We start from the raw sequence: 18252 nt of genomic DNA, 5'->3' as shown, positions 1-18252 counted from the left end.
CCAGGGCCGTCCGGTGAGCGGGGACGCACCGGACGGCCCTGGTCTCTCATGGACGGCTACACCGCCAGCCAGGCCGCCTGGTCCGGTGCCAGCAGGCCGTCCTCGACGGGGCCGCTCGTCAGGAGGACCGAGGTGTGGTGGGGCAGCCGGTACGCCTCGGACGAGAGGTTGACCACGCAGACGAAGCCGGGTTCGCGGCGGAGGGCGAGGACTCCGGCGGGAGCGTCCAGCCATGCCAGAGTGCCGTCGCCGAGCGCCGGGTGCTCGCGGCGCACGCGCAGGGCGCGGCGGTAGAGCTCCAGCATCGACGTCTCGTCGCCGGTCTGCGCCTCCACGCTGCGCTCGCCCCAGTCGGCGGGCTGCGGCAGCCAGGGCGCGGCCGAGGCCCCCTCGGAGCTGAAGCCGAACGGCGCGGTCGGCCCGGACCAGGGGATCGGCACCCGGCAGCCGTCACGGCCGCGGTCCGTGTGCCCGGAGCGCTCCCAGATCGGGTCCTGCAGGACGGACTCGGGCAGGTCCTCGACCTCCGGCAGGCCGAGCTCCTCGCCCTGGTAGATGTAGGCACCGCCGGGCAGGGCGAGCATCAGCAGGGCGGCCGCCCGGGCGCGCCTGATGCCCAGTTCGAGGTCCAGGGGGCCTTCGGGCTCGTAGCGTTCGTTGGCCAGCCACCGCTTGACGGTCCTGCGGCCGTAGCGGCTGACGTGGCGCATGACGTCGTGGTTGGACAGCACCCAGGTGGCCGGTGCGCCCACCGCGGCGAGCATGGTGAGCGAGTCGTCGATGACCGCGCGCAGGTCCTTCGCGTCCCAGCTCGCCATCAGGAAGTCGAAGTTGAACGCGGTGTGCAGGCCGTCCCGGCGCACGTAGGCGGCGAGCCGCTCGGGGGTGTCCGCCCAGGCCTCGGCGACGAACGACCGGTCGCCGGGGAACTCGTCGGCCACCTTGCGCCACCCGCGGTAGATCTCGTGGACCTCGTCGCGGTCCCAGTGGGGGTGGTCGACGTGCTGCCGGATCCGCTCCTCCGCCTCGTCGCGGCGGGAGAGCGGTCCGAGCACCGCCGGATCGGTGCGGGGCGGCAGGTCGGGCAGCTCGGGGTGCTTGACGAGTCCGTGCGCCACATCGATACGGAATCCGTCCACGCCCCGGCTGAACCAGAACCGCAGGATCGACTCGAACTCGGCCCTCACCTCCGGGTGTTCCCAGTTGAGGTCGGGCTGCTCGGGGGCGAACAGGTGCAGGTACCACTCCCCGTCGGGCAGCCGCGTCCAGGCGGGGCCGCCGAAGCAGGAGACCCAGTCGTTGGGCGGCTCGGCGCCGTCGGGTCCGCGGCCGGGCCGGAAGACGTAGCGCTCCCGCTCGGGGCTGCCCGGCCCCGCCGCCAGGGCCGACTGGAACCAGGCGTGCCGGTCGGAGGTGTGGTTGGGCACGATGTCGGGGATGACGCGGATCCCGTGCCGGTGTGCCTCCTCGATGAGCTCCTCCGCCTCGGCCACCGTGCCGAACAGCGGGTCGATCTCACGGAAGTCCGCCACGTCGTAACCGTGGTCCGCCATCGGCGACTTGTACCACGGGTTGATCCAGATGGCGTCGATCCCGAGCGACTTCAGATACGGCAGACGGGAGCGGATGCCGGCGATGTCGCCGACGCCGTCACCGTTTCCGTCGGCGAAGCTGCGGATGTAGATCTGGTAGATGACGGCGCTGCGCCACCACGGTGCGGTACCGGACATACGAGTGCGTTACTCCTTGGACGTCGGGAAGGGGTGGCGCGGCGCCGGTGCCTACTTGGCCGCGCCTGCGGTGAGTCCGGCGACGATACGGCGCTGGAAGAGCAGCACCATGATCACCAGCGGGATCGTGACGATGACGCCTGCCGCCATCTGGCTGCCGAACGGCGTCTGGTAGGTCGTGGCTCCGGAGAACTTCGAGATGGCCACCGTCGCGGTCTGCATGCCGGGCTTGTTGGTCATCGACAGGGCGATGAGGAACTCGTTCCAGGCGGCGATGAAGGTGATGATCGCGGTGGTGAAGATGCCGGGCGCGGCGAGCGGGATGATGACCTTGCGGAACGCCTGGCCGCGGGTGCAGCCGTCGACCATCGCGGCGTGTTCCAGCTCGTCCGGCATCTGGCGGAAGAACGTGGTCAGGTTCCACACCGCCAGCGGCAGCGCGAAGGACATGCTCGGCACGATCATGGCCTGGTAGGTGTTGATCCAGCCGATGTCCGTGAACAGCTTCAGCAGCGGAACCACGATCGACACCACCGGGAACATGGAGGTGGCGATGATCAGCGTGAGGATCAGCCGCTTGAAGCGGAAGTCCAGCCGGGCCATCGCGTACGCGGTGAACGTGGCCAGCAGCAGCGCCAGTGCCGTGGTGATGCCGGCGACGATCAGGCTGTTGAGCAGCGCGCGTGAGAACCCCTGGGAGGGGTTGAACACCGCCCGGTAGTTCTCGAACGACAGGCGTGTGGGAAACAGTGAGGTGCTGAAGATGTCGTCGTCGCGCCGCAGGCTGGAGACCATCATCCAGTAGAACGGGGCCAGGCAGTAGGCGACCACCGCGGCGACACCCACGTAGGGCAGCCGCTGACGCCAGGTGGCTGTGAGGGTCATGCCGTCACCTCCGCACGGCGCAGCGCCACGGCGCCCCGGCGCCCGGACCGGCGCTCGCGCCTGGTACTGACGCCGCCGTCGCCGACGAGGTCGGCGCCCAGCAGCCGGACGAAGGCGAGCGCGATGAGGAAGACGTAGAGGAAGAGGAGCACCGCGTAGGCGGAGGCCGGTCCGAAGCGGACGTTGGACGCCTCGTTCTGCGCGAGCATGGACAGGGTTTCCGCCGAGTTCTTCTGCGCGCCGATGAGGATGTAGGGCAGGTCGAACATCCGCAGCGCGTCCAGGCACCGGAACAGCACCGCCACCATCAGCGCGGGCTTCACCAGCGGCAGGGTGATGTGCCGGAACCGGCCCCAGGCGGCAGCCCCGTCGATCCGGGCCGCCTCGTAGACCTCTTTCGGGATCACCTGCAGGCCGGCCAGGACCAGCAGCCCGATGAACGGGGCGGTCTTCCACACGTCGGCGATGATGACCGCGATCTTGGCCGAGAAGCCGTCGGCGGTCCACAGGACCTGGTGCCCGACGAGGACGTTGGCGATTCCGTCGGCGTTGAAGATCCACCGCCACAGCAGGCCGGAGATGGCCGTGGGAATCGCCCAGGGCACGAGGATGCTCGCCCGCACCACGGCCCGGCCCCGGAACGCCTTGTGCATGATCAGTGCCATGGCCACACCGATCACCGTCTCCAGCAGCACCGTGACGACGGTGAAGAGGGTGGTGTTCCAGAAGGCGTTCCAGAACCGGTCTCCGGCCCGGGTGAAGATGTCGGTGTAGTTCTTCAGGCCCACGAACGGCTCGGTGTTGTTGATGAAGCCGGTCTCGGGGTCGAGTCCCTTCGGCCCGTACAGCGACTCGTTGAGCGCCATGAGCGTCGGATAGATCACGACGATCGTCAGCACGAGGAGCGTGGGGGAGACCAGCAGCGCCGCAAGCCGGCCCGTACCGGCGGTCGCGCGGGCCCGTGTGCGCCGGAGGTTCGGCAGCGCGGAGGGCCGCCCGGGGCGGTCGACCGCCCCGGGCTCCCGCCCGGCCGTTCCGGACGGGATCTTGGTGTCGGCCATGACCCGTGTCCTCACTGCGCCGTCAGCTTCTGCAGGTCCGCCTGCAGATCCTTCAGAGCCTGCGCGCTGCTCTTGCTGCCGGACAGGGCGGCGTAGGCCTCCTTCTCGATCGCCGACGTCACGTCCCCGTACTGCACGACCCGCGGGCGCGGCACGGCATGCAGGATGGACTGCTTGAGGACGGGCAGGTACGGATACTGCTTGTCCAGCGAAGCGTCGTCGTACAGGTTCGTGTACGGCGGGGCGAGGGAGGCGTTCTTCAGGAAGTAGCTCGCACTCTCCTCACTGCTGAAGAACTTCATGAAGTCCAGGGCCGTCGCCTTGTTCCTGGCGAAGGACGACAGGGCCAGGTTGTGACCGCCCAGGCTGGAGGAGCCGGTCCCGTTCAGGCCGGGCAGCGGCGCGACCGCGAACTTCCCCCCGATCGGGCTCTTGTGGGCCAGCGCGTACACGTACGGCCAGTTGCGCAGGAACACCAGCTTGCCGGACTGGAACGCCTGACGGCCGTCCTCCTCCTGGTAGGTGATGGCCTCCTTGGGGATCGTCCCGCCCTTGAAGGAGTCGACAAGGAAGTCCAGGCCCTTCTTCGCCTGCGGGGTGTCGACGTCCGGCTTGCCGTTCGCGTCGGTGACCACGCCGCCCGCGGAGTTCACGGCCTCGGAGAAATTCACGGTCAGGCCCTCGTACTTCTGGAACTGCCCGGCGTAGCAGGACATGTCCTTGGCCTCGGGCAGCTTCTTCACCTTGGCGCAGTCGGCCGTCATCTGAGACCAGGTGGCCGGAGGGCTGGTGATGCCGGCCTTCTTCAGCAGGTCGCTGCGGTAGTACAGCAGGCCGCCGTCGGAGCTGCCCGGGACCGCGTACAGACCTCCTCGGTACTTCGCGGTCTCCACCACCGGCTTCAGCATGTTCTGCAGCGGGAACCGGTTGTCGGGCAGGCGGTCGATCCACTGGTGGGCGGCGAACTCCGACGTCCACACGACGTCGAGGGAGAGCACCGTGTAGGCGTCGGACTTCGTCTCCGCGTTCTGGATCATCTGCTGCCGCTGCGAGTCCGCGTCCGTCGGCAGCTGGATGAAGGTGACCTTCTCCTTCGGGTGCAGCTTGTTCCAGCGGTCGATGATCGTCTGGATGGTGCCGGTGGTGTCCTTGCCGGCCACGTACGTGATGGGGCCCCGGCCCTTGAACGACATGCTCTGGGCGTCCTGCCCGGAGCTGCCGCCGCTGCCCCCGGACGAGCCGCAGGCGGTGAGGAGCAGCCCGGCGGCGGCGAGCGTCGCCGAACACTGAAGGGCTCTGGTGGTCCTGGTCATCACTGTCCATCTCCTGGTCGTGCGAAACCGAAGGCGTGGCTGACAGTGCTGTCACGGCGCGGTGTTCCTTCAAAAGCGCAGGTCGAGGCCCTCAAGGTCGGCTACGGGCAAGCATCTTGCGTGCCGCTGTGACAACGCTTGCACGCTAGGAGCGCAGTTAGGGGAAGTCAATCCGTAAGTCGCCGATAGTTCAGCCAGTTTTAGGTGGTTACCACAGCTATTTCCCCCGCAGAACGGGCATATACCTCTACCGTGGAGGTGTGGCAGCGCTTTCACGAGCCAGCTGTCAAACGTCCGCTTCTGTGCTAACTTCCGCTCATGTCACCAGCTCAGCGGCACCCCACGATGGCCGACGTCGCCGAACGGGCCGGCGTCTCCGCGTCCACGGTCTCCCGCACCCTGCGCGGACTGACGTCCGTCTCGGCGGACGTCCGCGCGCGCGTCGAACAGGCGGCCCGCGAGCTGAACTTCGCGGTCTCGCGGCAGGCGGCGAGCCTGGTCACGGGGAAGACCGGTGTCGTCGCGGTGCTCGTGCCCACGCTCAACTCGTGGTTCATGGGGTCGGCGCTGTCCAGCCTGGGCCCGCTGCTGCGCGCGGCCGGCATGGAGCTGAACGTCTACGTCATCCCGGACATGGCCGAACGCATCTCGTTCTTCGAGCACCTCCCGGCCCGGCGGAACGCCGACGCGCTCCTCGTCTTCGGCTTCGACCTCACCGACGAGGAGACGACGCGGCTGGACGACCTCGGGATGCCGGTCATCTACGTCAGCCAGCACACCAAGGGCCGCCCCAGCGTCTACGTCGACGACGTGGCCGGAGGCTGCAAGGCCACCCGGCACCTGCTCAACCTCGGGCACCGCAGGATCGCCTTCGTGCCGACGGTGGGCGCCACCGACTTCACCTTCAGCTCGCGCGAACGGCTGCTCGGCTACCGGCAGGCGCTCACCGAGGCCGGCATCCCTCTGGACGACGAGCTGGTGGTCACCATGTCGGTCGAGGACAAGCGGGGTCTCGCCGCGGGGATAGGCGCGCTGCTGAGCCTGCGGGAGCCGCCCACCGCGGTCTTCGCCGAGCAGGACGAGCTGGCCGTCGCCGTCATCCACACCCTGCGTGCGGCGCGGATCCAGGTGCCCGAGCGGATGTCCGTCATCGGCTTCGACGACCACCAGGTCGCCGAGTGGTTCGATCTGTCCACGGTCGCCCAGTCACCCACGGACATGGGCCGGGTGGCCGGGGAACTCGCCCTGAAGCTGATCGACGACCCCGAGGCCGACCGCACGCGCCACGTCGTCCTGCCCACCCATCTGATCCCTCGCGCGACCACCGCGCCCCCCGTGGCCCAGGCCGAGCGGGAGGACTCCATCTGATCCGCGGCTGTTCCGCACGGGCTGTTCCGCACGGGCTGTTCCGCACCGGCTGATCCACACGGGCTGATCCGCACCGGGCAGCCGGACGGCGTTTCGGTGGGTCTACGCCCGCGCCAGCGCCGCCCGTCGGCGGTGGCGGGCCACCCGCTCCCGGTTGCCGCACACCTCGCTCGAGCACCAGCGGCGGCGTCGGCCCCGGGACATGTCCAGGTACACGATCGGGCAGTTGTCCCCCTCGCACCGGCGCAGGCTCGCCCTGGCCTTCGGATCGGTCAGCAGCTCGATGGTCTCGCGGGCCACCGCCGCCAGCAGGTCCTCGCAGCTGGGCAGTGCGCGCAGTCGTCGTACGAGCGCGCCGTCCTCCGTACGGACCGCGCACGGCGCGGGCGGTGCGCCCCGGGCCGCGGCGTTGACCCGGATCAGCGCCCCGTCCGCCGGACGCCCGTCCAGTTCGCCGCCCACCAACTGGCCGATCTGCTCACGTAGTTCAAGGAACGCCCGCAGCCAGCCCGCGTCCACCCCGGTCAGCGGGGTACCCGGCGGCACCAGCCCGGACCCGGTGATCCACGCCCGCAACCGGTCCACCGAGTCGAGGCGTTCCTCGGGATGCGTCGTCGTCAGCAGGTCCAGGCAGATCCGCCCGGAGTCGAACCGCAACGCGTACGAGGCCGTGGCCGTGACCGTGCCGGATGCCATGTGCCTGTCACCGCCTTGGAGTCGCCGCGGTCGCCCCCTCTACAGTGCCCGCCCGCACACGCCCCCGGGAAGGCCCCGTACGCCCCCGAACTCCACGGTGGACGCCTGCCGACGCGCCCGCACGTCCCGGCGACGTCACTCGCGCTCCCCGGCAGGTCGTACGGGCCTTCCGCCGTCCCTCGCCCTGGCCGGCCTCGCCCGGGCGCTCCCCAGGGAGCGCTGCCTCGCCCGGGCGCTGCTCCAGGGAGGGCGGCTCACACGTCCGCGTACTTGGAATCCGCCGCCGGGTCGAGCGCGAGCCGGTAGCCGCGCTTGACCACCGTCTGGATCAGCTTGGGCGCCCCGAGGGCCGTCCGCAGCCGGGCCATCGCCGTCTCCACGGCATGCTCGTCGCGCCCGGCGCCCGGGAGCGCGCGCAGCAGGTCGGAGCGGGCGACCACCCAGCCCGGCCGCCGGGACAGGGCGCGCAGCAGGGACATCCCCGCCGGCGGTACGGGCCGCAGGGCGCCGTCCACCATCACCGCGTGCCCGCGGATCTCCACCCGGTGGCCGGCGATGGGCAGCGTACGGGCCCGGGCGGGCAGTTCCCGGCACAGGAGCTGGACGAGCGGGCCGAGCCGGAAGCGTTCGGGCTGGACCGTGTCGATGCCGCGGGCCTGGAGCGGCAGCGCGGTGACGGGGCCGACGCAGGCGGGCAGCACGTCGTGGTTCAGAGCGGCGAGCAGCTCCGGCAGAAGCCCGCGCTCCTCGGCCCGGGAGAGCAGTGACGCGGCGGCGGGCGCGCTGGTGAAGGTGAGCGCGTCCATGCCCCGGCCGACGGTCGCGTCGAGGAGCCGGTCCACCGGCCCGAGGTCCTCCGGCGGCATCCACCGGTACACCGGCACCCCCACCACCTCGGCGCCCCCCTCCCGCAGCGCCTCCACGAAGCCCGGCAGCGGCTCGCCGTGCAGCTGGACGGCGATACGGAGGCCGTCGACGCCTTCCTCGAGCAGCCGGTCGAGCACCTCGGCCATGGACTCCGAGCTCGGCGACCACTCCTCGGTCAGCCCGGCCGCCCGTATGGCGCCCTTGACCTTCGGGCCGCGCGCGAGCAGCCGCACCCCGCGCAGCCGGGCGAGCAGATCCTCGCCGAGCCCCCAGCCGTCGGCGGCCTCGATCCAGCCGCGGAAGCCGATCGCGGTGGTGGCGACCGCGGTGTCCGGCGCCTGGTCGATCAACTCCTTGGTGGCGGCGAGCAGTTCCCCGTCGTCGGCGAGCGGCACGATACGCAGGGCCGGCGCGTGCAGCACGGACGCGCCGCGCCGCTGGAGCAGGGCCCCCAGCTCGTCGGCCCGTCGCGCGGCCGTCACGCCCACGGTGAACCCCTCGAGGGGCCCGTGTTCTGGTCGCTGCTGGTTGTCGTACATGGCTCTCGTCCCGCAGTCGAGTCGGCATACCGGTGGTCACGTGGTCGTGACCACCGGTCGTACGCGTCCTACCTACATGCCGACCGAGCCTGTCAACGGCTCGTGACAGGCTCGGTTCGGCTTCATGTCGCTGGTGTTACGTCACACCTCGGCGTAACTGAGCTGCTGCTTCGCCTCGGAGGTGGAAGCATTGGCCTGAGGTTGCGCGGCCGGGCGGCGAAGGTATACGGCCCAGGTGACCACGAAGGCCGCGGCGTAGAAGGCGAGGAAGGCGACGAAGGCGCCGGTGCCGGAGCCGTAGGAGAGGAAGGACTGCCGGAAGGCGAGGTTGATGCCGACGCCGCCGAGCGCGCCCACGGCGCCGATGAGACCCATGGAGGCGCCGGACAGCCGCCGGCCGTACGCGGCGGCCTCCTCACCCTCGAGCCCCTTCGCGACGGCCTTGGCCTGGAAGATGCCGGGGATCATCTTGTACGTCGACCCGTTGCCGAGCCCGCTGAGCACGAAGAGCACGACGAACGCGACGGTGAACAGCGGCAGCGACCTCTGCATGCTCGCGAAGACCAGGACGGCGGTGGCCGCGCCCATGGCGACGAAGTTCCACAGCGTGATCTTCGAGCCGCCGTAGCGGTCGGCGAGCCAGCCGCCCACGGGCCGGATCAGCGAACCGAGCAGCGGGCCGATGAAGGTGACGTACGCCGCCTGCAGCGGGGTGCGCCCGAACTGGTTGGTCAGCACCTGCCCGAAGGCGAAGCTGTAGCCGATGAACGAGCCGAAGGTGCCGATGTAGAGGAAGGACATGATCCAGGTGTGGGCGTCCTTCGCGGCGTCCCGGGCGGCGCCGGTGTCGTTCTTCACGGAGGCGAGGTTGTCCATGAAGAGGGCGGCGAGCACGGCGGCGACGACGATCAACGGGATGTAGATCCCGAGCAGCACGCGCGGCCCGCCGCTCGCGCCGATGATCGCGAGGGCGACGAGCTGGATGACCGGCACGCCGATGTTGCCGCCGCCCGCGTTGAGGCCGAGGGCCCACCCCTTCTTCCGCAGCGGGAAGAAGGCGTTGATGTTGGTCATCGAGGACGCGAAGTTGCCGCCGCCGATGCCGGCGAGCAGCCCGACGACCAGGAAGGTGGAGAAGGAGGTGCCCGGCTTCATCACGGCGAAGGCGGCGATCGTCGGGATGAGCAGCAGGCTCGCGGAGATGATCGTCCAGTTGCGCCCGCCGAAGACGGCGACCGCGAAGGTGTAGGGCACGCGGACGACGGCGCCGACGAGCGTGACCATGGACGTCAGCATGAACTTGTCGGCGGGGGTCAACCCGTACTGCGGGCCCATGAAGAGCACGAGCACGGACCACATGGTCCAGATCGAGAACCCGATGTGCTCGGAGAAGACGGAGAACAGCAGGTTGCGCCGGGCGATCTTCTCCCCGGTCTCGTTCCAGAACGTCTCGTCCTCGGGATCCCACTGCTGGATCCAGCGGCCTCCCCTGCCGGCGGCGGGGGCTGTGCTCGGGGCTGTCATGACGCCTCCACGGTTCTGCGGTGCCCGGGTGTCGTACGCGGTGATGAGTCCCGAAGGTAGGGAGGAGGCGTTTCCGCCCTGTGGCACCGGGTGACCGGAAGGGAACGTTGCTCTCACCTGGCGGGCAGGGGCGCGGTGAGGTGGCGGCCGGGCGTTGTCAGTCCCGTCTGCCATGGTGGGCGTACGGGGGCGGTCCGGGTGCCGCCCTCTGTGGGTCGAGCTCCCCGAGCGTGACCACTGGACGTTGTCAACTACCCGTCGCTGATGTGACAGGGCTTGCACAGCGGGCGTCACTGGCGGTGACGTGCCGTTTGCGTCCGGCCCCACCCGTGGGTTCGAGGAGTGGGGCGGGGGCCGTTGACTGGGCCCCGCGTCGCCACGACTCCCACGCGCGTGCGCGGATGTTGCGGGAGCCGTTCCGGTCCGCGTGATCAACGAATCCGCAGGACCGGCACGCGAACCGGGCCGGCGAGACCCGGTTCGCCCTGTCGGTTTGGCCGCACTCGCGCAGGTGCGGGAGGTGTACGCCGGATCGACGTACACCACCGGCACCCCCCGCCCGGCGGGCCTTGTACGCGATGAACGACCCCAGCTGGGCGAAGGCCCAGCTGGAGTGGGTGGCCCGTTGGGGCTTTGCAAGCCGTTCCCGCTCGCGGATGCCCGTCAGATCCTCCAGGGCGATCCCGCGACCGGTGCGTTCCGCCTCGGCCACCACATGCTTCGCGATCTTGTGGTTGATGTCTCTGGCCCTTCTGTACGGCTTCGGGAACCTCGCAGGTGGCCGGCAGGAACCACGTGCCGTCCCGGCCCACCAGGCCGGACTCGTCCCTGCGGTACAGGGCGAGGGTGGCCAGCTGCTGCGGGGAGGCGGTGAACGCCACGTCCGGCGTACGCTCAACCGCCGCACGTTCCCCAACTGTCACCCCTCCGAGTGAACCCGGCGCCTGAGGCCCGGCTCTCACCGGCACCGCCGGACACGACACCCCAGCCGCTTCGCGGCCAGACGGACGCAGCGAACCCGCGGCGCTGCGCGGCGCGAGCCCCAGGATGCGATTCCCCCGGGGCTGAAGCCCCGGGGTTGCTGGCAACAGGCTGAACGCCCTGAACGCCCTGAACACCATGAACACTCTGGAAGGAAAGGAAGCCGAGGTGAACGACGGGAAGGGAGACCATCCGTATAGCTCGCAGAAAAAGGAGAGTTACCGAAAAATTGGGCTTAAATCGGGCAGTGCGCACCCTGATCTCGACAATTCCTCCACCGAAGTCCAGCCAAGTTTTCACACGGCGATCTTGACGGGTCCGGGAGTGAAGCGCCTGCCGGTGTGAACTGGGTCTCTCTGCTCCGGCGGTCGTATGTCCCCTTGGGGGAGAAATGGGTGCCCGGGAACAAGGGCTTCCACACCTTCTCCAAGAAATTTGTGATGTCGCTTTGAACGCAACAGCCCCTTCGCGCGTACCCGGATGTGAGCGACCGACTGGGGGAACCCCCGGACACCGGAGGTAGGCGTGCGCAAGGATTCCGCCGTGGCTGATGAACGAAAGCGGCCCAGGGCCCGACATCGCATGACCTCGTCCTCGGCGTCCTCGACCGAGCCGGACGAGGAGCTGATGCGTGCCCTGTATCGAGAACATGCGGGACCCCTGCTCGCCTATGTGCTGCGCCTGGTCGCGGGCGACCGGCAGCGCGCCGAGGACGTCGTGCAGGAGACGCTCATCCGTGCCTGGAAGAACGCCGGCCAGCTCAACCGAGCGACCGGTTCGGTACGCCCCTGGCTGGTGACGGTCGCCCGGCGCATCGTCATCGACGGCCACCGCAGCCGGCAGGCCCGGCCGCAGGAGGTCGACCCGTCGCCGCTGGAGGTCATCCCCGCGGAGGACGAGATCGACAAGGCGTTGTGGCTGATGACACTGTCGGACGCGCTGGAAGACCTGACCCCTGCCCACAGGGAGGTCCTGGTCGAAACGTACTTCAAAGGGCGTACGGTCAACGAGGCGGCCGAAACGCTCGGCATCCCCAGCGGAACGGTGCGCTCCAGGGTGTTCTACGCCCTGCGGTCGATGAAGCTGGCACTGGAGGAGCGGGGGGTGACGGCATGAGCAACCTGTACGGGGGATTCGGCAATGGTGGCCCCGGGGCCGTGAGAGGCGGTCCCCAGGGGCAGGGCGACATCCACGAAACCGTCGGCGCCTACGCCCTCGGCATCCTGGACGACGCGGAGGCGACCGCCTTCGAGGCGCACCTCGCCACCTGCGACTGGTGCGCCCAGCAGCTCGACGACCTGGCCGGCATGGAACCGATGCTGGCCGCGCTCGCCGACATGCCGGGCAGCCAGGGCACCCCGGCCATCGGCGAATCCCTGTCCGCGAAACCCAGCCCACGGCTCGTCGAACGGCTGGTCGACGAGGTCTCCGAGCGGCGCGCCCAGAAGAGGCGGCGCGGCTTCTACCTCGTCGCGGCCGCCGCCGCGCTGATCATCGGCGGCCCGGTCGCCGTGATGGCGGTGAACGGCGGCGACGACAGCAACGCCGGACACACGGTGGCGGCGGTCTCGCCCGCCAAGGCCGCCTTCCAGTCCATGACCGACAAGGTCTCGGCGACCGACCCGACCACCGGGGTCAGTGCCACGATCGCGATGCAGGCCAAGGACTGGGGCACCAGCGGCGCCATCGAGGTGAAGGGCGTCAAGGGCCCGCTCAAGTGCTCCTGGGTCGCCGTCGGCAAGAACGGCGAGCGCGAGACACTGGCCTCCTGGTCCATCCCGAAGTGGGGCTACGGCATCCCCGACGGCAAGACGGAGCAGTCGAAGAACCCGCTCTACGTGAGCGGCGCCGCCGCCTTCACACCGAACCAGATCGACCACTTCGAGCTCATGACGTTCGACGGGAAGAAGCTGGTGGAGGTGAAGGCGTAGGCGTCCCCCGCCGGCCTGAGCGCTTCCCGCGGCGTGCGTCCGAGTCATGCCGCGGGTCGACGTGTGCGTGGTTCGGGGCGGGCCGTAGCCTCCCCGGTCCCCCTTCGCGTACGGTGGACGGCTGCTCAGCACGTCAGAAGGGGGCCCGGTGGCCGCTCAGGTTCAACAGGAAACCGCGCTCGGCCCGGTCGGCAAGTCCGCGCACGACTCGCTCCGTGACCGGGAGATCAGCGTCGAACAGGAACACCTGGACCGGGTGTACCGGCGCCTAGAGGAGAAGATCCACGAGGCGGAGTTCCTGATGAACGACGCCGCCCAGCGCGGCCAGGTCGGCACGCCCGGCGCGCTCGCCGAGCGCGACGCCCAGGTGTTCCGGGCCGGCGTCCACCTCAACCGGCTCAACAACGAGTTCGAGGACTTTCTCTTCGGCCGGATCGACCTGCTGCTCGGCAAGGACGGCAAGAAGGGACCCGACGGCGCGTACACGGCCGTCGAGCCCGCCGAAGGCGCGGTGCGCCCCGACAACACCGCCGACATCGCCGAGACCCTGCACATCGGCCGCATCGGCGTCCTCGACCAGGACTACGCGCCGCTGGTCATCGACTGGCGGGCACCGGCCGCCGCCCCCTTCTACCGCTCCACCCCGGTCGACCCCGGGCGGGTCGTGCGCCGCCGGGTCATCCGCTCCAAGGGGCGCAGGGTGCTCGGCGTCGAGGACGACCTGATGCGCCCCGAGCTGAAGGCGACCCTGGACGGCCACGAGCTGCCCGTGATCGGCGACGGCGCCCTGATGGCCGCCCTCGGCCAGGCCCGCACCCACACCATGCGGGACATCGTGGCCTCCATCCAGGCAGAGCAGGATCTTGTCATCCGCGCCCCCGCCGCCTCCGTGACCTACGTCGAGGGCGGCCCCGGCACAGGCAAGACCGCCGTCGCCCTGCACCGGGCCGCGTACCTGCTGTACCAGGACCGGCGCCGGTACGCGGGCGGCATCCTGATCGTCTCGCCCACCCCACTGCTCGTCGCCTACACCGAGGGCGTCCTGCCGTCGCTCGGCGAGGAGGGCCAGGTCGCCATCCGCGCCATCGGCTCGCTCGTCGACGGCGTCGAGGCCACGCTCTACGACTCCCCGTCCGTGGCCCGCGCCAAGGGCTCCTCCCGCATGCTCAAGGTGCTGCGGAAGGCGGCCCGCGGCGCCCTGGAGCTGAGCGGCGCACCGGAGCGGCTGCGGGTCGTCGCCTTCGGCCGCCGCCTGGAGCTGGAGGCGGAGCAACTGGAGCGGATCCGGCACACCGCCCTCACCGGTACGGCGCCCGTCAACCTGCTGCGTCCGCGCGCCCGCAGGCTGCTCCTGGACGCCCTGTGGGCGCAGTCCGGCGCGGCGAACCGGCACGCCGACCCCGAGCTGGCCGCCGAGCTGCGGTCCTCCTTCGACGAGGACATCACCTCGGAGGACTCCTTCATCGCGTTCCTGGACGCCTGGTGGCCCGAGCTGACCCCCCGGTCGGTCGTTGCGGCGATGGCCGACGAGAAGCGGCTCGGCCGCTGGGGGCGGCGGGTCCTCACCCCCGGTGAGGTGCGCAGGGTCGCGCGCTCGCTGAAGCGGGACGGGTACTCCGTGCACGACATCGCCCTGCTCGACGAGCTCCAGGCCGTCCTCGGCCTGCCGGCCCGCCCGAGGAAGAGGCGCGAGCTGGACCCGCTCGACCAGCTGACCGGGCTCGAGGAGCTGATGCCCGTGCGCGAGGAGTCGCAGCGCGAGCGCGCCGAGCGGCTGGCGCAGGAGCGCACCGAGTACGCGCACGTGATCGTCGACGAGGCGCAGGACCTCACGCCGATGCAGTGGCGGATGGTCGGGCGCCGCGGCCGGCACGCGACCTGGACCGTCGTCGGCGACCCGGCCCAGTCGTCCTGGTCCGACCCGGACGAGGCGGCCGAGGCCCGCGACGAGGCCCTGGGCACCCGCCCGCGCCGCCGCTTCACGCTCACGGTCAACTACCGCAACCCCGCCGAGATCGCCGACCTGGCGTCGAAGGTCCTCACGCTCGCCATGCCGGGCTCCACCGCCCCCACGGCCGTCCGCTCGACCGGCGTCCAGCCGCGCTTCACGGTGATACGGGATTCGATGGCGCGCACCGTCCGCGAGGAGGCCGCCCGGCTCCTCGACCTCGTCGACGGCACGGTCGGCGTCGTCGTCGCCATGAACCGGCGCGAGGAGGCGGCCCGCTGGCTGGACGGCCTCGGCGACCGGGTGGTGGCCCTCGGCAGCCTTGAGGCCAAGGGTCTGGAGTACGACGCGACGGTCGTCGTCTCGCCCGCGGAGATCGCCGACGAGAGCCCCGCGGGGCTGCGCGTGCTGTACGTGGCGCTCACCCGGGCGACGCAGCAGCTGGCGGTGGTCTCGGGACAGCGGGACGAGCCGGACGCGGCCGGGGTGCCGGACCTGCTGCGGGACTGAGGCCCGGGGCGGGGCCGCCCTGTACGCAAGATGAACTCTGGGTACGGGAATGGCCTTACGGGATCCGTTTGTTAGCCTGGATGTGACACCGGCCCGATCCAAGCCCCCGGGCCCAACCTTAGTCGCTACGAGCGACCACTTGCCGCGAGGCGAGCATGGCGGGTCGGTGTCACTGACTTGTGGAGAGGTCCGCGTCCTTGTGTGACGCGGACCTCTCTCGTTGTACGGCGTGCCTCTGCGACCGTCCCCTTGCCTCTCGTATCGTGGAAGTCTCTTTCCGAACGTAACCCGCGCCGACGAACAAAACGTTCGCAAATCCGGGGCGACTACCGCGTACTCTCCGGTAGGTGCGACGATCGGACGGCATATCCGCGACACGGTGAAAGCAGAGGAAGTCGGCCATGGCAACGGCGCCCAGCGTCTCCTACTCGATGACGGTCCGGTTGGAGGTGCCCGCGAGCGGAACCGCCGTCTCGCAGCTCACCACCGCCGTGGAGTCCTCCGGAGGCTCGGTGACCGGCCTCGACGTCACCGCGTCCGGCCACCAGAAGCTCCGCATCGACGTCACCATCGCCGCCACCTCCACCGCGCACGCGCAGGAGATCGTCGAGAAGCTGCGCGGCATCGAGGGCGTCACGCTGGGCAAGGTCTCGGACCGTACGTTCCTCATGCACCTCGGCGGCAAGATCGAGATGGCGTCGAAGCACCCCATCCGCAACCGTGACGACCTGTCCATGGTCTACACGCCGGGTGTGGCGCGCGTGTGCATGGCGATCGCCGAGAACCCCGAGGACGCCCGCCGCCTCACCATCAAGCGCAACTCCGTCGCGGTCGTGACGGACGGCTCCGCCGTGCTCGGCCTCGGCAACATCGGCCCGAAGGCCGCGCTGCCCGTCATGGAGGGCAAGGCGGCCCTCTTCAAGCGGTTCGCCGGCATCGACGCCTGGCCGATCTGCCTCGACACCCAGGACACCGACGCGATCGTCGAGATCGTCAAGGCGATCGCCCCCGGGTTCGCCGGCATCAACCTCGAGGACATCTCCGCGCCGCGCTGCTTCGAGATCGAGGCACGGCTGCGCGAAGCGCTCGACATCCCCGTCTTCCACGACGACCAGCACGGCACGGCGATCGTGGTGCTGGCCGCCCTCACCAACGCACTTCGCGTGGTGGGCAAGGAGGTCGAGAACGTCCGCGTCGTGATGTCGGGCGCCGGCGCGGCCGGTACGGCGATCCTCAAACTGCTGCTCGCGGCGGGCGTGAAGAACGCGGTGGTGGCCGACATCCACGGTGTCGTGTACGCCGGCCGCGAGGACCTCGTGGACGCCGCGCCGGACTCGGCGCTGCGCTGGATCGCCGACAACACCAACCAGGAGGGCCTGACCGGCACGCTGAAGGAAGCGGTGCAGGACGCCGACGTCTTCATCGGTGTCTCGGCGCCGAACGTGCTCGACGGCAACGACGTGGCGGCCATGGCGGACGGTGCGATCGTGTTCGCGCTCGCGAATCCGGACCCCGAGGTCGACCCCGCAATCGCCCGTCAGACGGCGGCTGTTGTGGCCACCGGGCGCTCCGACTTCCCGAACCAGATCAACAACGTGCTGGTGTTCCCGGGCGTCTTCCGCGGTCTGCTGGACGCCCAGTCCCGCACGGTCAACACGGAGATGATGCTGGCGGCCGCGCAGGCCCTCGCGGACGTGGTGACCGAGGGCGAGCTGAACCCGAACTACATCATTCCGAGCGTCTTCAACGACAAGGTCGCGGGCGCGGTCGCCGGAGCGGTGCGGGTGGCCGCGAAGGCGGCGGGCGCTTCGGCGACGGCGGACGAGTAAGGGCTCTGTGCCGCTGCTGTGACCATCGCCACGGTGGTGGCCGACCGGCGCGTCGTGGAACCCCGGGTGCCCGGCCGACCTCTATGGTGGCGGCCGGGCTCGGACCCCCCAGAACCTGCGATCTGTCGCGGAAAGCGGACGGAACGTCACCGCGGCACGGCGGTGGCGCCCTTCGTGTGACTCCCAAGGGTGTTCTCACGACTCCTACGGGTGCCGGATTGGCTTTCCCGCCGCAGGTGGGGGCAGGATGCGTCTTCGGGCGCGAGGGTCTGACGACGGACCCGGGTCCGGGGACTCACCGAGGACCCTGGCAGCATCGGCTTGGCCGTGCCCAACATGCGGCTCCGCCGCGTGGCACGCCTCAACGGCAAGAAGAACACGGGAGTAACAACATGAACCGCAGTGAGCTGGTGGCCGCGCTGGCCGACCGCGCCGAGGTGACCCGCAAGGACGCCGACGCCGTGCTGGCCGCGTTCGCCGAGACCGTCGGCGAGGTCGTCGCCAAGGGCGACGAGAAGGTCACCATCCCTGGTTTCCTCACGTTCGAGCGCACCCACCGTGCCGCTCGCACCGCGCGCAACCCGCAGACCGGCGACCCCATCCAGATCCCGGCCGGCTACAGCGTGAAGGTCTCCGCGGGCTCCAAGCTCAAGGATGCCGCCAAGGGCAAGTGATCTTGCCGTTCGTGCGCCACGGACGGCGTACGACGCCGTGACGCCACGGGACGGCGCAGCAAGGCCGCCGCACCGCCGCAGGACGGTGTGACGAAGCCTGACCGCCACAGGCGGCGTGACGAGGCCCTACCTGCCGTAGGACGGCGAGACGAGGCCGCGCCCGTCGCAGGGACGGCGCGATGAGGCCGTACCGCCACGGGACGGCGAGTGACGAGCCCGGCAAGCTCCTCGCGACGGCGTACGGGCCCAGCAAGGCCAAAAGGGGCGGTCACCCGGATCAGGGTGACCGCCCCTTCGCATGGGCGACGCTCCGCGGGAGGTCAGCCGAGTGCGTTGCCGGGCAGTTCGACCTTCGCACCCAGCTCCATCAGCTTCTCCATGCTGTGCCGATCCGGG

Annotated in this window: 14 protein-coding genes and 1 pseudogene; 7 read left to right on the top strand and 8 right to left on the bottom strand. The window is 70.2% G+C overall.

The window, feature by feature from the left end; translation table 11 throughout:
* Nucleotides 1–56: 56 nt before the first annotated feature.
* The 4 genes from AB0N14_RS07930 to AB0N14_RS07915 are packed head-to-tail and all read right to left on the bottom strand — an operon-like array spanning nt 57 to nt 4989.
* A complete protein-coding gene (locus AB0N14_RS07930) occupies nt 57–1730 on the bottom strand; it encodes a glycoside hydrolase family 13 protein (RefSeq protein WP_366024823.1) in 1674 nt (557 codons plus the stop codon).
* A gap of 51 nt (nt 1731–1781) precedes the next feature.
* Nucleotides 1782–2615 (bottom strand): carbohydrate ABC transporter permease, encoded by an 834-nt coding sequence (locus AB0N14_RS07925; RefSeq protein ID WP_366024822.1) that lies wholly within the window; start codon nt 2613–2615, stop codon nt 1782–1784.
* On the bottom strand, nt 2612–3676 hold the full coding sequence (locus AB0N14_RS07920; protein WP_366024821.1) for a sugar ABC transporter permease: 1065 nt from the start codon (nt 3674–3676) through the stop codon (nt 2612–2614). The genes AB0N14_RS07925 and AB0N14_RS07920 overlap by 4 nt, the downstream gene beginning before the upstream one ends.
* Before the next feature lie 11 nt (nt 3677–3687).
* Entirely contained in the window at nt 3688–4989 is a 1302-nt protein-coding gene (locus tag AB0N14_RS07915; protein ID WP_366024820.1) for an ABC transporter substrate-binding protein, read from the bottom strand.
* A gap of 318 nt (nt 4990–5307) precedes the next feature.
* On the opposite strand from AB0N14_RS07915, the gene AB0N14_RS07910 reads away from it, so the two are divergent.
* Nucleotides 5308–6357, top strand: a complete 1050-nt coding sequence (locus tag AB0N14_RS07910; RefSeq protein WP_366024819.1) for a LacI family DNA-binding transcriptional regulator — start codon at nt 5308–5310, stop codon at nt 6355–6357.
* A gap of 102 nt (nt 6358–6459) precedes the next feature.
* On the opposite strand, the gene AB0N14_RS07905 is transcribed toward AB0N14_RS07910, so the two are convergent.
* The 4 genes and pseudogenes from AB0N14_RS07905 to AB0N14_RS07890 all read right to left on the bottom strand — a co-directional run.
* Complete coding sequence (locus AB0N14_RS07905) at nt 6460–7053, bottom strand: CGNR zinc finger domain-containing protein (protein WP_366024818.1); 594 nt, start codon at nt 7051–7053, stop codon at nt 6460–6462.
* A gap of 254 nt (nt 7054–7307) precedes the next feature.
* On the bottom strand, nt 7308–8459 hold the full coding sequence (locus AB0N14_RS07900; protein WP_366024817.1) for a uroporphyrinogen-III synthase: 1152 nt from the start codon (nt 8457–8459) through the stop codon (nt 7308–7310).
* 141 nt (nt 8460–8600) lie between these two features.
* Nucleotides 8601–9983, bottom strand: a complete 1383-nt coding sequence (locus tag AB0N14_RS07895) for a nitrate/nitrite transporter (RefSeq protein WP_366024816.1) — start codon at nt 9981–9983, stop codon at nt 8601–8603.
* 247 nt (nt 9984–10230) lie between these two features.
* Nucleotides 10231–10864 (bottom strand): annotated as a pseudogene (locus AB0N14_RS07890) (transposase); the annotation flags it as partial.
* A 238-nt stretch (nt 10865–11102) separates the two neighbouring features.
* Between AB0N14_RS07890 and AB0N14_RS07885 the strand changes: the two are divergent.
* From AB0N14_RS07885 to AB0N14_RS07860, 6 genes are all read left to right on the top strand, one after another.
* Nucleotides 11103–11309 (top strand): hypothetical protein, encoded by a 207-nt coding sequence (locus AB0N14_RS07885; protein ID WP_366024815.1) that lies wholly within the window; start codon nt 11103–11105, stop codon nt 11307–11309.
* 180 nt (nt 11310–11489) lie between these two features.
* Entirely contained in the window at nt 11490–12080 is a 591-nt protein-coding gene (locus tag AB0N14_RS07880) for a sigma-70 family RNA polymerase sigma factor (RefSeq protein ID WP_103841015.1), read from the top strand.
* The gene (locus AB0N14_RS07875; RefSeq protein ID WP_366024814.1) at nt 12077–12895 is read left to right on the top strand and encodes a zf-HC2 domain-containing protein; all 819 of its coding nucleotides are present in this window, start codon (nt 12077–12079) and stop codon (nt 12893–12895) included. Before AB0N14_RS07880 ends, AB0N14_RS07875 begins: the two co-directional genes overlap by 4 nt.
* A 148-nt stretch (nt 12896–13043) precedes the next feature.
* Nucleotides 13044–15353 carry a UvrD-helicase domain-containing protein gene (locus AB0N14_RS07870; protein WP_366024813.1) on the top strand — a complete coding sequence of 770 codons (2310 nt, stop codon included), beginning with the start codon at nt 13044–13046 and terminating at the stop codon, nt 15351–15353.
* Nucleotides 15354–15754: 401 nt separating this feature from the next.
* Nucleotides 15755–17182 carry an NAD-dependent malic enzyme gene (locus tag AB0N14_RS07865; protein ID WP_366024812.1) on the top strand — a complete coding sequence of 476 codons (1428 nt, stop codon included), beginning with the start codon at nt 15755–15757 and terminating at the stop codon, nt 17180–17182.
* A 392-nt stretch (nt 17183–17574) separates the two neighbouring features.
* The gene (locus AB0N14_RS07860; RefSeq protein ID WP_366024811.1) at nt 17575–17856 is read left to right on the top strand and encodes an HU family DNA-binding protein; all 282 of its coding nucleotides are present in this window, start codon (nt 17575–17577) and stop codon (nt 17854–17856) included.
* Nucleotides 17857–18252 lie beyond the last annotated feature (396 nt).

The organism is Streptomyces sp. NPDC051104, assembly GCF_040682835.1.
Classification (GTDB): domain Bacteria; phylum Actinomycetota; class Actinomycetes; order Streptomycetales; family Streptomycetaceae; genus Streptomyces; species Streptomyces cynarae.
The sequence above is the reverse complement of the archived record's forward strand: the minus strand, read 5'-3'. Positions and strand labels throughout refer to the sequence as shown.